Below are 14,229 nucleotides of genomic sequence, written 5' to 3'. Positions count from 1 at the left end.
GCAGCGTCTCCTTACGAAAGATCTTTGCGTCCGGTCACGCCGGGCACATAGGACATGCTCATAGTGGCAGGCGGATCGAAGGCTGTCACCGGCGGAACGGGTCCCGTAAACCGCGACACCTGAACCAGCGTCGAATTGCAGGTCGGCGACTGGGCAAGCCGAGAGGTGCCGCGATCGGGTGTCAGCACATTCGGATTGCCGTGCTTCTCGATGCCCTCCGGTTCGCCGGGACGGCCCGGATCGAACCAGGCGCCGGTCGGCAGTTGCACGACGCCAGGGATCAGGCTGTCGGTGAGCACGGCGCCGGCGAGGCATGATCCGCGGTCGTTGAAAACCTTGACCACCGCGCCGTCCCCGATGCCGCGTGCCGCCGCGTCCTCGCGATTGATCAGCAGCGGCGCGCGGCCCGAAATCTTGCTCGCCCGGCTGACCGACCCATGGTCGTACTGGCTGTGCAGCTTGTCGGCCGGCTGCGGCGACAACAGATGCAGCGGAAACCGCTCGGCGAGGCGGTCATTGCCCAGCCACTCGCGCGGCTCGCGCCACACGGCGTGGCCGGGGCAGTCGTCATAGCCGAAGGACCCGATCGTTGCCGAGAACAGCTCGATGCGTCCGGACGGCGTCGCCAGTGGATGCCGCTCCGGATCGGCGCGGAACGCGCCAAGGAAGGTCTGCGAGGTCACCGAGCGGGCAAGCTCGGCATGGCCGTCTTGCCAGAAGCGGTCGAAGGGCGGCATCTCGACGCCGGCTGCACCGGCGCTTGCCATCGCCTGGCCATAGAGATGCCGGATCCATTCGTCGGCGCCACGCCCTTCGGTGAAGGCATCGCTCGTGCCGAGCTGCGCCGCCAGATCGGCGAAGATGGCAAAATCGTCGCGCGCCTCCTGGAAAGGCTCGATCGCCTGCTTCATCGCGACGATGAGGTTTTCCCGGTTCGAGAAGGCGAGATCATTGCGCTCCAACGCTGTCGTCACCGGCAGCACGATATCGGCATGGCGCGCCGTCGCCGTCCAGAATTGCTCGTTGACGATCACCGTTTCGGGCCGCTGCCAGGCTTCGACCAACCGGTTGAGGTCCTGGTGGTGATGGAACGGATTGCCGCCGGCCCAGTAGACGAGCCTGATGTCGGGATAGGTCAGCTTGGCGCCGTTGAAGTCGAACGATCCGCCTGGATTGAGGAGCATGTCGGCCATGCGCGCGACCGGGATGAAATGGGCCACGGCATTCCTGCCTTGCGGCACCGAGGGCCAGCGGAATCCCATCTCCGGCCTGCCGGCGCCGTTGGTCGAGGAATAGCCGAAGCCGATGCCGCCACCCGGCAGGCCGATCTGCCCGAGCAGCGCGGCCAGCGTGATCGCCGCCCAATAGGGCTGCTCGCCATGGTCGGCGCGCTGCAGCGACCAGCTGACCATCAGCATGGTCCGGTTGGCGGCCATGTCGCGGGCGAGCGCATCGATCGTTGCCGCGTCGACGCCGCTGAGTTTCGCCGCCCAGGCCGGATCCTTCGGCTGGCCGTCGCTTTCGCCCATGACATAGGCGCGCACCGTCTCGAAGCCGGTGCAGTAGCGCGCGAGGAACGCCTCGTCATGCAGTCCCTTGCTGATCAGCGCATGGCATAGCGCCAGCATGATTGCGGTGTCGCTGTTCGGCCGCAGCGGCAGCCATTCGGTGTCGGCTCCGAGCGGCGCGTCGTCGCGCACCGGCGAGACGTTGATCAGCCGCGCGCCGTTGGCGACGGCGTTGCGCAAAGCCGCCGAGGCCTCGTGGCGCGCCGAGCCGCCGCCCTGCACCTGCGTGTTGCGCCACGGCAGCCCGCCGATGGCGACGATCAGTTTGCTGTGTTGCTCGATTCCATCCCAGGTGGTGTGGTTGCCGGTCAGCGCATCGGTGCTGCCCAGCACATGCGGCAGGATGATCTCGGCCGCGCCATAGGAATAGCTCAGCACCGAGCCGGTATAGCCACCGATCGTGTTGAGGAAGCGGTGGACCTGGCCCTGCGCATGGTGGAAGCGCCCGGCGCTCGCCCATCCATATGAGCCCGCATAGATCGCACTGTTGCCATGCGTCGAGCGGACGCGCTCCAGTTCCGCCGCGACGATATCCAGCGCGGTCTCCCAGGGCTCCTCGACGAAGGGCTCGTCGCTTCGCCGGCTTGCCGGGCTGGACCTGTCCCCCTCCAGCCAGCCGCGTCTGACGGCCGGGCGGGCGACGCGCAGCTCGCCCTGCACCGTGCCGAGCATCGATCGGCCGATCGGCGACGGGTCGGGATCGCCGCTCCACGGCTCGACGCCGACGAGCCGGCCGTTCTCGGCGCGGATCTCGTACGTCCCCCAATGCATGGTGGTGAGCAGGGTTGCGGTTCCCATGCGACGCATCATCCCGCGGCGGCGATAACGGGCAGGGCGCATAACGTCCTGTCCCGGTCTCGCCGACAAGCGCCAGCCCCTTTCGAGGCTGGCGATGCGGGATCTATGCCTGCCTCATGCTCAGCCTTTCGACGCTTTATCGAGGAACAGCTGCGACATAGCGGTCGGCTGCACGCCTGCCACGCCCTTCGCGGTTGCCGTCAGATAGTCGTAGAAATAGCCGAAGACGACCGGCGTTTCCTCGAGCAGCAGCTTCTGGATCTTGCCGGCGGTGGCCTTCTGCGCCTCGAGGTCGAGGGCGCCGATATAGCTCGCCGCCATCTGGTCGTAGTCCTTGTTCTTGAAGTGGGCGGCATTCCAGGTGCCGTCGCTCTTCAACGGTGCCGCGAGATAGACGTTGGGCACGCCGCGGTGGCCGTAGTCGGTGATGCCCATCGCCGAGTCCAGCCAGTTCGACTTGCCGAACACGGCATCGCCGTAATACGCGCTCTGGTCGAGGATGTTGAGCTCGAGCTCGATGCCGATCTCCTTGACCCAGTTCTGGATGAGCTGGGCGTATTCCGGAATTTCCAGATAGCGCTCGGTGGTCAGCGTCATCTTGAAGCCCTGGGCGAGGCCGGCCGCTTCCATCAGCTGCTTGGCCTGGGCGATATCCTGCTTGCGCTGCGGCACGCTGGTGTCGGTCGAGGGGTAGACGGCGGCGAACGGGCTGTCGTTGCCGAGCGCCGAGCGTCCCTTCATCAGGCCGGCGGCGAGCTTCTCGCGGTCAAGGCAGAGCGCGATGGCGCGGCGCACGCGGGCGTCCTTCGTCGGGCCTTCGTCGCAATGCATATGCAGCTGCTGATGTGCCGACGACTTCAGGCTGATGATGTCGACATTCGGGTCGTTGAGCACGGCGACGCCCGCCAGCACCGGCATCTGGTTGATGATGTCGATCTGGCCGCCCTGCAGCGCCAGGATCTGCGGCTGGATGTCGGTGAAGAAGGTGAATTCGGTGCGGTCGGGCAGGGCCTTCTCACCCCAGTAATCGTCGTTGCGCACGAAGGAGGCGCCGACCTTTGGCGTGTATTTCTCCAGCTTGAACGGTCCGGTGCCGTCGAAGCTCTGTTCGTAGCCGCCCTTGTAGCTCGCCGGGATGATGACGGCATTGTAGTTGTCGGACGAGACCATGTAGGGGAAGTTGCCGTTCGGCGCGTCGAGATGAAATTCGACCGTGTAGTCGTCGACCTTCTTGGTGTTGCCCTTCTGCAGGATGCCGGTGAACACCGACAGCGCGTTGGACGAGTTGGCCGGATCGGCGAGCCGGTCGATGCTGGCCACCACGTCTTCGGCCTTCATCTCGCCGCCCGAGTGGAATTTGACGCCCTTGCGCAGCGCGAAGGTCCACACCGTGCCGTCGGCATTCGGCTTCCAGCTTTCCGCCAGCGCCGGCTTCAGCACGAGGTCCGGACCGTCGACGCAGAGGAATTCGGCCACCTGCTGCATGACGAGCAGGCCGCCGGCGTCGGCGATGGTGACGGGGTCGATCGCCGCTGCCGGCACGCTGCTGCCGACGCGGATGGTGGCACCGGGCGCACCGGCGCGAGCGAGCGAGGGCGCCGCGCCGAAGCCGGCGGCCATGCCGATACGGCCGAGCAGCGGCAGCGACAGGCCGAGCAGGCTGCCATGGCGGACGAATTCGCGGCGGCTGAGGCGGCCGTCGACCAGGCCGTCGATGAGGTGGTTTTCGAGTGGCGTGCGGCCACGCCGCAGGAGATCGAGAATGCGATAGTTCTTGCTCATGGGTCTAAGCCCTTTCCCCAGTTGTTGTGGTTGGCGAGTGCATTCAATTTGCGAGTTCCGTGGAGTTCTCCGGTCCAGGCACTCGGTATCGGTCGATGTACAGTAGCATGCGGTTCCGACCGGTCCATCCGCTCGTTGGGACGGAAAAGTCAGATTTTCTTGATGAATTGTCTGTCGGCAAGGCGACCCGTGGCCGCCTTTTTCCCGATAAATCCTGCTTGCTTTTCGACATCCCTCCTAATTCAGCGGCAGTCTGCGGAAAGTCCCGGGTTTTTCCGGGTCGTGATATTTGTTGCAGGGACCGTTCTCGACGAAATCGCGATGGCAGGCGGCAAGCTTTTCCTGCGACAGCGTCACCCCGAGGCCATGGCCTTCCGGCACGGGCACAACATTGTTCCTCGGCGCGAACGGACCTTCCTCGATGATGTCCATCGGCTGCATGCGAAACAGCGACTGGTTGGGCTCCCTGATCCAGCCGAGCGCGGCGCACAGATGCAGGTAGCAGGCGCTGCCGATGCCGGTGTCGCCGCTGTAGCACCAATAGTCGATGCCGGCATGCTCGCAGGCGCCGACGAAGCGCAGCATGCGGTTGATGCCGCCATGCGCCGTCGGGTTGCCGACGAAGGCGTCGGGTACCTTGAGCTCCATGGCGCGGGCGATGTCGATGTTGTGGGTCGAGAACGGGATCGAGGTGTGGCGGCGCAACTCGCGCATCTCCTCGATGGTCGCCACCGGATCCTCCCAGTTGCGCACGCCAAGCTCTTCCAGCGGCCGCGCCAGCCGCCTGGCGGTCGCCAGCGAATAGGCCTGGTTGGAATCGATGCGGATCATCGCCGCGTCACCGAGCTTTTTGCGGATCAGCTCGACCATCGTCAGCGACACTTTCGGGTCCTGCGTCGAGAACTTGCCCTCGAAGAAGGTCGTGCCGTGGCGCTCGTGGAGTTCGACGCAGTAGTCGGCGACTTCTTCCGGTGTCTTCTCGCCCTTCACCTTGGCGCCGTCGCCGCGCAGCGAGAAATAGTCGGTGAAGGGGATTTCCTTGCGCACCGCGCCGCCGAGCAATTGGTAGATCGGCTGCTTCCAGGCTTTGCCGCGCAGGTCCCACAGCGCCATCTCGATGGCACCGAAAGCCATGATGCGGGTGCGGTCGTTGATCGACTGCACGCCGCTCCAGAACGGCAGGCAGACTTCTTCCGCGCCGGCGATGTCGAAGGCGTCGCGGCCGGTGAGTCGGGTTGCCAGCACGTCGTTGATGACGGCTGCCGCGCCCGGCGTCGGCGCCTCGCCGATGCCGACGAGCCCGTCCTCGGTTTCGACCTCGACGATGGTGGGCGAGAAGCCGTCGAGCTCGCCGAAGACCCAGACATAGGGGGCCTCCAACCGGTAGTTGATCGGTGTCGCCTTGACGCGCCTGATTTTCATGTCAGCCGACCTCGAAGAAGGGTTCGCCGAGCAGGCTGGGGTCCACGTCGATGCCGAGCCCGGGGCCGTCGGGAATTCCCATATGGCTGCCGGTCACCGGCGGCGCGTTCATGGCCGTGCGCACCGTCACCCATTCGTGGAAGGCGATCGCATGCAGCCGGCGCTCCGCCGGCGTCGAGAGCGACAGATGCGCCATCGCGGCGGTATCGATCTCGGCGCCGCCGGTGTCTTCCACCGTGATCATGAAGCCGAGATCGACGGCGACGTCGCGGATCAGCCGTGTCTGCGTCACGCCGCCCAGCCGCGAGATCTTCAGCGTCAGCCCGTCGGCGGCGCCTCGGCGGTGGATTTCCAGCATCTCGCCCAGCGAGGTGACGGATTCGTCCAGCACCATCGGCTTGTCGAGCATGCGGCGCACCGACATGTTCTCATCGAGCGTCGTGCAGGGCTGCTCGAACGTGTAGTCGATCGACCGCGTGGCATCGGCGAACTGGCGCGCCTGATAGGGCGTCCAGGCGGCATTGGCGTCGCAGAAGATCACCGTGCCCTTTGGCACCGCGGAGGCCACCGTCGTCACGCGCTCGATGTCGTCGTGCACATTGCCGCCTACCTTGACCTGCAAGCGGCGGCAGCCTTCGGCAATGATCCGCTTGGCCAAAGCCGCCATCTGATCGAGCGTGCCGTGGGTGACGACCCGGTAGGTCTCCGCCATGTCGCTCTCGCGGCCGCCAAGCATGGTCACCAGCGGCACGTCGGCCGCTCGCGCCGCCAGGTCCCAGCACGCCATGTCGAGCGCCGACTTGATATAAGGGTGGCCCTTGAACACCGTGTCCATCAGCCGGCCGATGCCGGCAAACCCACGCGGATCCTGGCCGATGAGATGCGGCGCGATTTCCGGCACGCCCGCGCGTGTCCCCGCCGGGAACGCGGCCGAGTAGAAATTGCCGAGCGGCGCCATCTCGCCCCAGCCGGTCACGCCGCTGTCCGACGTGATGGCGACGATCACCGCGTCGAAGCAGTCGGCGACGCGCCCCTTCGACATGCGGTAGGGCCCGTCCACGAAGGGCTGCACGACATTATAGGCTTTGATGCTCTTGATCTTCACTGTGCTGTCCGCTGTCCGGGTCTGTCAGTTCTTCGATGCGCGCTTTTCGAGGCCGCGCGCGTAGGCGAGAAGCTCTTCGAAGTCGAGGTCGATATGCTCGCGCGCATGGCGCTGGGCGGCGCGCATGTCGGCGCCTTTCAGCAGCGCCACATAGGTTTCGTGCACGTCTACGGCTGGAACCGGCTCGTTGCGCGCCCGCTGGTGCAGGGCGAAATACATCTGCAGCCGGCTGGTCAGGCGCTGCCAGGTCTCCAGCAGCACCGAATTGTCGGCCCATTCGTAGATCAGCCCGTGCAACTGCAGCGCCGTCTCGATCTGGCGCGTGGTATCGACGGCACGCGTCGCCTGCTTCACCGCCTCATGGCGGCGGTCGAGCTCATCGAAGAAGCGCTGGTCGCGCAGCGGCCAGGTTCGCTCGATGGCGAACTCGTCCAGCACCTGGTTGAGCGAATAGGCATCGACGATATCCTTGGCGGTGACCTCGATGACAAAGGTGCCGGCATAGGGGATGCTGGTCAGGATGCCTTCCTGTACCAGCTCACGCATGGCTTCGCGCAGCGGCGCGCGGCTCACCCGCATCTGTTCAGAGATCCTGAGCTCGTTGAGCTTCTGCCCCGGTTCCAGCTGTCCGGTCAGGATGGCGCGCCGCAGCAGGGCGACGATCTCCGCCCTGCGCGTTGTATCCGCGATCGGACTGAAATCCAGCTTTGCCATAGGTCGACTCCCAAGAGGAATTTCTGCAAGACAAGCAGATTGTCGACAATCTAACAAGAGCCTATTTTTAGATCGAGGTTGGCAGGTACAGAGGCTGTTTCGAAATTCGTTCTGGCGAGTCATATGCTGGCGGTTTCGAGAACCGGAGCGCAGCGGACGTTTAGGTCCGTGAGCACCGGAAGCGCAGAAAACGCCGGCAGATGGCCGCCAGAGTAGAATTTCCAAACTGTCTCAAGCCGCCCGTCCGTAGAAGCCGACCCGCTCCTCGTCGGTGAACATGACGCCGGGACGTTCATAATAGGAGAACACCGCGATCATGCGCTCGCGATTGCCTTCGACGGTGGTGACGCGGTGTGCGGTGTTCTTGCCGCGGAAGACGTTGAGCGTGCCGGCCTTGATGCGCAGGATCTTTGCCTCGGGATCGCGCCCCTCGAGCAGCTTCGCCACGCCGTCATAGTTCGGGTCGCTGTCCGAGCGCAGGTCGGTGCGGTATTCGAAGTCGCCGCCGATTTCCGGGGCCTGCAGCAACAGCGTCGTGGTGAATTCCGAACGGTCGAAATGCCAGTTGAGCGCTTCGCCGGCGCGGTAGCCCATGACATTGGCGCGGGCCAGCGGATCCTGCATAACGTGCAGTTGCGGCTTGTCCATCGTCGCCGCCAGGAACCGCACCAGCGGCGCGTATTCGTAGATCGACAAAACGGTGCTGCCCGGCATCTGGTCGGCACAGACCGTGTGGCTGATCGTCTCGACCTTGCGCAACGCCGGATGATCCGGCGCCAATTCCGGGATCGACGGCTTGAAGTAGATGTTGTGCCTGCGCTTGTGGACATGCGAGCGCGTGTCCATCACCGGCCGAATCTCGGCGACCGCCTTTTCGGCAATGCCGGGGCGCAGGAACCCTTCGAGATTGAACATGCCGTTTGCCGCGAGCGCGGCCTTGGACTCGTCCACCAGCCGCTGCCATTCGGCACTGCCTTCCCGGTCGAGCGGGTAGCGGTCCAGGTCGAGAATGTTTTCGAGCATAGCGTCCTCCGAAATCCTGTGATCACTACACGCCAAGGAAATCTTTGCCGCAACGTGGAAAATTGTTAGGGTTGGGCAAGAAAATCTTTTGAGGGCAAGCGTGGACAAGCTTCCTCCTTTAAATGCGATGCGGACCTTCGAGGTCGCGGCCCGCGCCGGCAGCTTCACGCTCGCCGCCACCGAGCTCGGTGTCTCGTCGGCCGCGGTCAGCCAGCAGATCCGCAACCTGGAAGACTGGTTCGGCAAGCAGCTCTTCATGCGCAACGGCAATCGCATCGCGCTGACCGATGCCGGCCACGCCATCTATCCGCAGACGGCGCATGCGCTGGGCGAGATCGCGGCGGTCGGCCGGCGCATGCTGGAAGGCGGTTTGCGCACGCGCCTCGTGGTCAGCGTGCCGTTCTCGCTGGCCGAGCTTTGGCTGGCGCCGCGGCTGGCCGTGCTGCTCGACGGCTTTCCGAATATGGCGATCGACGTCCGCGTCGAGGACGATCCAGTCGACGTGGTGCGCCAGAACATCGACCTGCGCATCTCCTACGGCGATTACCACTATCCGGCGCTCAAGATGGTGCGGCTCGTTCATGACGAGGTGCTGCCGGTCGCCGCGCCCGACTTCTGGCAGCGACATGGCAACGGGGCCGCCGGCCTGGCGGACGTGCATGAAAGCCACTTCATCCACACCAACTGGGGGCCGAACTATGCCTCGCATCCGAGCTGGGCGGACTGGTTCGCAGCCGCCGGCGGCAGCCGCGCGCCGGACCCTTCGCATGGCCGCCGCGTCGGCCTCTCCAGCCTGGCGATCGGCGCCGCGCGATTGGGGCTGGGGATTGCGCTGGGGCAACGGATCATGGCGAGCGCCGATCTCGGAGCAGGCCGGCTCATCGCGCTGTCTTCCGTCTCCGTTCGCCTCGGCCAACCCTATTGCGCCTTCATGCTGCCGGCGAAATCGGAACGTGCCGACATCGCCGGGCTGGTGGAGCTTCTTGGAACGAATGAGCGCTCATAGCAAAACGGCGCCCTCGACGTGGGTGTCGAGGGCGCCGTCGGACCGGAAACTGATGGGGGTTATCAGCTGGCCGGTTTCGGTTGCGGCAAGGGAGAAACCGGCATTCCGGGTCCGATCTTCTGCAGATTGCCCGTGATCACCTGGTCGGTCTCGGAGATGCCGGAGGTCACGGAAATGAGGTCGCCGTCGGTGGGCCCAAGCGACACCAGCTTCTGGTCGACGGTGTTGCCCTTGCCGATGACGTAGAGGTACTTGCCGAGCTGGCTGGAACCCAGCGCCACCTGCGGCACCATCAGCGTGTTGGGCTGTTCCTTCACATGCAGCCGCACCCGCACATATTGCCCCGGCAGCAGCGTGAACTTGGCGTTGCCGATCGTGGCGCGCGCCGTGATCGTGCCGGTCGAATGGTCGATCGTGTTGTCGATGAAGGTCAGCTCGCCCTTCTGGCTGGCCTGGGTCTCGCCGGGCAGGAGCACGTCGACGGCGATCGGACCATTGGCCTTCGCCTGCTCGATCTGGATGAGATCGGTCTCGCTCGGATTGAAGGTCACATAGATCGGGTCGAGCTGCACCAGCGTGTTGAGCACCGTGCCGGCGACGCTGACCAGCGTGCCGACCGAGGCCTGGTTGCGGCCGATACGCCCAGGGAAGGGCGCCTTGATCTCGGCATAGCCGAGGTTGAGCTCGGCCGTCCGCACCGTCGCCTGGTCGACGGCGAGGGCGGCTTGCGCCGTGCGCAGATTGCTGGTGCGCTGGTCGAAGCTGTCCTTGTCGAGGTAGCCGGCCTTGGCAAGATCGGTGCCGCGGCCAAGATTGGACTTGGCATATTCGAGCGTCGCGCTATCGCGCTGCACCTGGGCCTTCGCCTGGTCCAGCGCGGCCTGATAATCATCCGGCGCGATGCGGTAGAGCATGTCGCCCTGCCTGACGTCGCTGCCGTCGGCCGCCGTCTGCTCCTGCAGATAGCCCGGCACGCGCGCCTGCAGCGTGATGCTGCGGATCGACTCCACCCGCGCGGCGTAGTCGAGATAGATCGGCAGCGTCTTCTTGACGACATTCACCACCGGCACCGGCATCACGAAGGCCGCCGGCGCGGGCGCCGCGCCCGCCGAGCCGCCGCTGAGATTGCCCATATCGAGCAAATGCACGCTGGCCACCGAGATTGCGCCGAGCGCAACGGCCGTCCCTAAAGCGATTTTCCATTTACGCATTTTGGTCTCCAATCCTATTCGGCCGCCTGGGCGAGCTGAAGCGCCGGCTCGGCGGTCGGTTCAATTTCTTGCTGCTGGGGGGCGTCGTGGTGTCCCCTGGCTGGTTCCTTTTCGCCACGGCGTTCGCGCAACTGCTCGATCACCGCGTAGAAGACAGGCACGAACACCAGCGACAGGATGGTCGCCGCCACCATGCCGCCGAAGACGGTGGTGCCGATCGATTGCCGGCTGGCAGCACCCGCGCCTGTCGCGAACATCAGCGGCAGCACGCCGAGGATGAAGGCAAAGGCCGTCATCAGGATCGGCCGCAGCCTGAGCCTTGCCGCTTCCATCGACGCCTCGACGATGGTCAGGCCTTCCTCGCGCCGCCGTCTTGCGAACTCGACGATCAGGATCGCGTTCTTCGCCGCCAGGCCGATCAGCATGACGAAGCCGATCTGCGAGTAGACGTCGATCTGCATGCCGCGCAGCAAAAGCACGACGAAGGCGCCGAACAGAGCCAGCGGCACGGCGAGCAGCACCATGAAGGGCATCGCCCAGCTTTCATACTGCGCCGCCAGGATCAGGAAGACAAAGACGATCGCCAGCCCGAAGACCACCGAGGCGATCGATCCAGCCTTGAGCTCCTGATAAGTGATGCCGGTCCATTCGTAGCCGAAGTCGCGCGGCAGCACGTTGGCCGCCGCCCGCTCCATGGCCGCCACCGCCTGCCCGGACGAGAAGCCTGGGGCAGCGCCGCCATTGATCAGGGCCGAGGCATTGTTGTTGTAATGCGGCACGGTCTCCGGACCGACGATCGGCACCAGCTTGCCCAGCGTGCTCAGCGGCACCATGCCGCCCGAGGCGTTGCGCACATAGAGCCTGGAGATGTCGGTGGCGTCGGCGCGCGCGTCCTTGTCGGCCTGGATAGTCACACGGAAGGTGCGGCCGAACAGGTTGAAGTCGTTGACGTAGAGCGAGCCGAGATAGATCTGCAGCGTGTTGAAGACGTCCGGCAGGTTGAGGCCGAGCAGCTTCGCCTTGCTGCGGTCGAGGTCGTAGTTGAACTGCGGCGTCGAGGTCGAGAAGGACGAGAACAGCTGCTGCGGATTGAGTTCCGGCTGCTTGCGCGCCTCGGCCAGCAGCGCCTGGGTGACGTCGTTCAGCGCAGCGCTGCCGCGACCCGACAGGTCCTCCACCTGGAACTCGAAGCCACCGGTGGTTCCGATGCCCGGGATCGAGGGTGGATCGAAGGAGAGCGCGAACGCATCCGGCATCTGCAAGAGCTTGCCGCGCACCTGTTCGACCAGTTTCGAGGCGCTCTGGTCGGGGCCGCGTTCGTCCCACGGCTTCAGGATGGCGAATTCCACGGCCGAGTTCGACTGCGCGGCGCTGGTCAGGAAGTTGAGGCCGCTGATCGAGCCGACGATGTCGACGCCTGGCGTGTTCTGCAGGATGTCGCGCGCCTTCTGCGCCACCGCGTCGGTGCGCTCCAGGGAAGCGCCGTCCGGCAACTGGATGACGACGAAGAAATAGCCCTGGTCCTCCACGGGAAGGAAGGTCGAAGGCAATTTCTGCCAGACGAAATAGGTGGCGACGAGACCGGCCGCGAACAGGCCGAGCATGATCCAGCGCAGCTTGATCAGGATGCGCACGCCATGGGCATAGGCATGCGACAGCCAGTCGAAGCCGGCGTTGAACCAGCGGAACAGCACGAACTGCGTTTCGCCGCGATGGCGCAGGAAGGCGGCGCTCAGCGCAGGCGACAGCGTCAGTGAGTTGAAGGCCGAAATGCCGACCGAGATCGCCACGGTAAGCGCGAACTGGTTGTAGAGCCGGCCGGAAACGCCGGGGATGAAGGCGACGGGGATAAACACCGCCATCAGCACCGCGGTGGTGGCGATGATCGGTCCGGTCACCTCGGCCATCGCCGCGCGCGTCGCGGCAAGCGGCTTGAGCCCGGCCTCCAGCTGTCGCTCGACATTTTCGACCACCACGATGGCGTCGTCGACGACGAGGCCGATCGCCAGCACCATGCCGAGCAGGGACAGCATGTTGAGCGAGAAGCCCAGCATGTACATGATCGCCAGCGTCGCGATCAGCGAGACGGGAATGGCGATGGTCGGGATGATGGTGGTGCGCCAGCTCTGCAGGAAGATGAACACCACCGCCACGACCAGCACCAGCGCTTCGCCGAGCGTGATCAGCACGTCATGCATCGAGGCCGACACGAAGCGCGTCGTGTCGTAGTGCATGGCGTAGTGGACGCCCTTCGGGAAGCGCTGCGACAGCTCCTGCATCTTGTCCTTGACCCGCTGCTGCAGGTCGAGCGCGTTGGAGCCGGGCATCTGGTAGACGGCCAAAACCACGGTCGGGTCCTTGCCGAAGAAGGCGGAGGAAGAATATTGCAGCGCGCCGAGCTCGATGCGGGCGACGTCGCGCAGCCTGACCAGCGAGCCGTTCTCGGAGTTGGCGCGCACGACGATGTCGCCGAATTCCTTGGGATCGCTCAAGCGGCCGACGGCATTGACCTGCATTTCAAAGGCGGTGCCGGCGGGCGCGGGCGACTGGCCGATCTTGCCGGCCGCAACCTGCACGTTCTGCTCCGCAATCGCGTTCTGCACGTCGACAGCGGTGATGCCGAGATTGGCCAGCTTGTCCGGGTCGAGCCAGACACGCATCGAATAGCGGCGCTCGCCGAAGATCTGCACGTCGCCGACGCCGGGCAGGCGCTTCAGCGGATCGACCACCTGCAGATAGGCGAGGTTGCTCAGCGCCACCGGATCGACGGAGCCGTCCGGCGATGTGAGGTCGACGATCAGCACGAAATTGGGGTTCTGCTTCTTGATCGTCACGCCGCCTTGGTTGACGATGGCGGGCAGGGAGGATGCCGCTTGGCTGACGCGATTCTGCACGTCGACCGCCGCCGTGCTGAGCGGATAGCCGACATCGAAGGTAATGGTGATGGTGGACGAGCCGTCATTCGAGCTCGTCGACGACATGTAGGTCATGCCTTGCACGCCGTTGATCTGCTGCTCGAGCGGCGTGGTGACCGTATCGGCCACGACCTGCGCGCTGGCGCCGGGATAATGGGCGCTGACCACGACTTGCGGGGGCGTGATGTCGGGGAACTGCGAGACCGGCAAAAGGAAATAGGCGATCGCACCGGCGAGCACCATGATGATGGCGATCGCCGACGCGAAGATCGGACGGTGGATGAAGAAGTTCACCATGATGCGGACGCCTCGCCGAACGGTTTTGCGAAATGGCGCAGGCGCCGGGTCCGGCCGGAGCCGGAATCCTCCAGGAAGGATGGCGCGATGTTGTCCGGCGCCTGGTCAGCCGCGCGCGAGCGCAGCATCCGTTCGAAGGCTTTGGGGTCGACCCCGTCAGCCTTCATCACCAGCCGGATCATCGGATCCCGGATGGCTTCGTCGATCGTCAGGTCTTTGCGCTTTTGCATAGGAGTGGCTCCTTGCCCGGCCCGCATCGATTGATCACGGACCGCTTTTTCTCGTTCTTCACCGGCCGAAGCCGCATGACAGGCAGGTTTTGTGTCCTATCTCACTCTGGCAGGGCTATCGGAGGGCCTTGTCGTTTGACGGCGAGTGATATAGGTGT

Annotated in this window: 10 protein-coding genes; 1 reads left to right on the top strand and 9 read right to left on the bottom strand. The window is 65.0% G+C overall.

Features of this window, described 5'->3' with window-relative positions:
• Positions 1 to 11 precede the first annotated feature (11 nt).
• The 6 genes from LB572_RS26525 to LB572_RS26500 form a co-directional block, all read right to left on the bottom strand.
• Positions 12 to 2,366, bottom strand: a complete 2,355-nt coding sequence (locus LB572_RS26525; protein WP_224669818.1) for a molybdopterin guanine dinucleotide-containing S/N-oxide reductase — start codon at positions 2,364 to 2,366, stop codon at positions 12 to 14.
• A gap of 120 nt (positions 2,367 to 2,486) precedes the next feature.
• On the bottom strand, positions 2,487 to 4,148 hold the full coding sequence (locus tag LB572_RS26520) for an ABC transporter substrate-binding protein (RefSeq protein WP_224669817.1): 1,662 nt from the start codon (positions 4,146 to 4,148) through the stop codon (positions 2,487 to 2,489).
• A gap of 237 nt (positions 4,149 to 4,385) precedes the next feature.
• On the bottom strand, positions 4,386 to 5,570 hold the full coding sequence (locus LB572_RS26515) for a mandelate racemase/muconate lactonizing enzyme family protein (RefSeq protein ID WP_224669816.1): 1,185 nt from the start codon (positions 5,568 to 5,570) through the stop codon (positions 4,386 to 4,388).
• A 1-nt stretch (position 5,571) separates the two neighbouring features.
• On the bottom strand, positions 5,572 to 6,675 hold the full coding sequence (locus tag LB572_RS26510) for a mandelate racemase/muconate lactonizing enzyme family protein (protein ID WP_224669815.1): 1,104 nt from the start codon (positions 6,673 to 6,675) through the stop codon (positions 5,572 to 5,574).
• Positions 6,676 to 6,699: 24 nt separating this feature from the next.
• The gene (locus LB572_RS26505; RefSeq protein ID WP_224669814.1) at positions 6,700 to 7,389 is read right to left on the bottom strand and encodes a GntR family transcriptional regulator; all 690 of its coding nucleotides are present in this window, start codon (positions 7,387 to 7,389) and stop codon (positions 6,700 to 6,702) included.
• 231 nt (positions 7,390 to 7,620) lie between these two features.
• Positions 7,621 to 8,412, bottom strand: coding sequence for a 2OG-Fe(II) oxygenase (locus LB572_RS26500; RefSeq protein WP_224669813.1), 792 nt, complete (start codon positions 8,410 to 8,412; stop codon positions 7,621 to 7,623).
• Between the two features lie 100 nt (positions 8,413 to 8,512).
• Here LB572_RS26500 and LB572_RS26495 point away from each other — a divergent pair, with 100 nt between their 5' ends.
• Positions 8,513 to 9,418 carry a LysR substrate-binding domain-containing protein gene (locus LB572_RS26495; RefSeq protein ID WP_140801757.1) on the top strand — a complete coding sequence of 302 codons (906 nt, stop codon included), beginning with the start codon at positions 8,513 to 8,515 and terminating at the stop codon, positions 9,416 to 9,418.
• 62 nt (positions 9,419 to 9,480) lie between these two features.
• On the opposite strand, the gene LB572_RS26490 is transcribed toward LB572_RS26495, so the two are convergent.
• The 3 genes from LB572_RS26490 to LB572_RS26480 are packed head-to-tail and all read right to left on the bottom strand — an operon-like array spanning position 9,481 to position 14,071.
• On the bottom strand, positions 9,481 to 10,629 hold the full coding sequence (locus tag LB572_RS26490; RefSeq protein ID WP_224669812.1) for an efflux RND transporter periplasmic adaptor subunit: 1,149 nt from the start codon (positions 10,627 to 10,629) through the stop codon (positions 9,481 to 9,483).
• A 14-nt stretch (positions 10,630 to 10,643) separates the two neighbouring features.
• Positions 10,644 to 13,841 carry an efflux RND transporter permease subunit gene (locus tag LB572_RS26485; RefSeq protein ID WP_140801755.1) on the bottom strand — a complete coding sequence of 1,066 codons (3,198 nt, stop codon included), beginning with the start codon at positions 13,839 to 13,841 and terminating at the stop codon, positions 10,644 to 10,646.
• Positions 13,835 to 14,071 carry a hypothetical protein gene (locus LB572_RS26480; protein WP_224669811.1) on the bottom strand — a complete coding sequence of 79 codons (237 nt, stop codon included), beginning with the start codon at positions 14,069 to 14,071 and terminating at the stop codon, positions 13,835 to 13,837. Before LB572_RS26480 ends, LB572_RS26485 begins: the two co-directional genes overlap by 7 nt.
• Positions 14,072 to 14,229: the final 158 nt, after the last annotated feature.

The organism is Mesorhizobium sp. BH1-1-5 (assembly GCF_020165615.1).
In the GTDB taxonomy this organism is placed as follows: Bacteria; Pseudomonadota; Alphaproteobacteria; order Rhizobiales; family Rhizobiaceae; genus Mesorhizobium.
The sequence above is the reverse complement of the archived record's forward strand: the minus strand, read 5'-3'. Positions and strand labels throughout refer to the sequence as shown.

Excerpts from the sequence above, each read along its gene's own strand:
- LB572_RS26525 (WP_224669818.1), bottom strand. The coding sequence starts at position 2,366 with ATGGGAACCGCAACCCTGCTCACCACCATGCATTGGGGGACGTACGAG.
- LB572_RS26520 (WP_224669817.1), bottom strand. The coding sequence starts at position 4,148 with ATGAGCAAGAACTATCGCATTCTCGATCTCCTGCGGCGTGGCCGCACG.
- LB572_RS26515 (WP_224669816.1), bottom strand. The coding sequence starts at position 5,570 with ATGAAAATCAGGCGCGTCAAGGCGACACCGATCAACTACCGGTTGGAG.
- LB572_RS26505 (WP_224669814.1), bottom strand. The coding sequence starts at position 7,389 with ATGGCAAAGCTGGATTTCAGTCCGATCGCGGATACAACGCGCAGGGCG.
- LB572_RS26500 (WP_224669813.1), bottom strand. The coding sequence starts at position 8,412 with ATGCTCGAAAACATTCTCGACCTGGACCGCTACCCGCTCGACCGGGAA.
- LB572_RS26490 (WP_224669812.1), bottom strand. The coding sequence starts at position 10,629 with ATGCGTAAATGGAAAATCGCTTTAGGGACGGCCGTTGCGCTCGGCGCA.
- LB572_RS26485 (WP_140801755.1), bottom strand. The coding sequence starts at position 13,841 with ATGGTGAACTTCTTCATCCACCGTCCGATCTTCGCGTCGGCGATCGCC.
- LB572_RS26480 (WP_224669811.1), bottom strand. The coding sequence starts at position 14,071 with ATGCAAAAGCGCAAAGACCTGACGATCGACGAAGCCATCCGGGATCCG.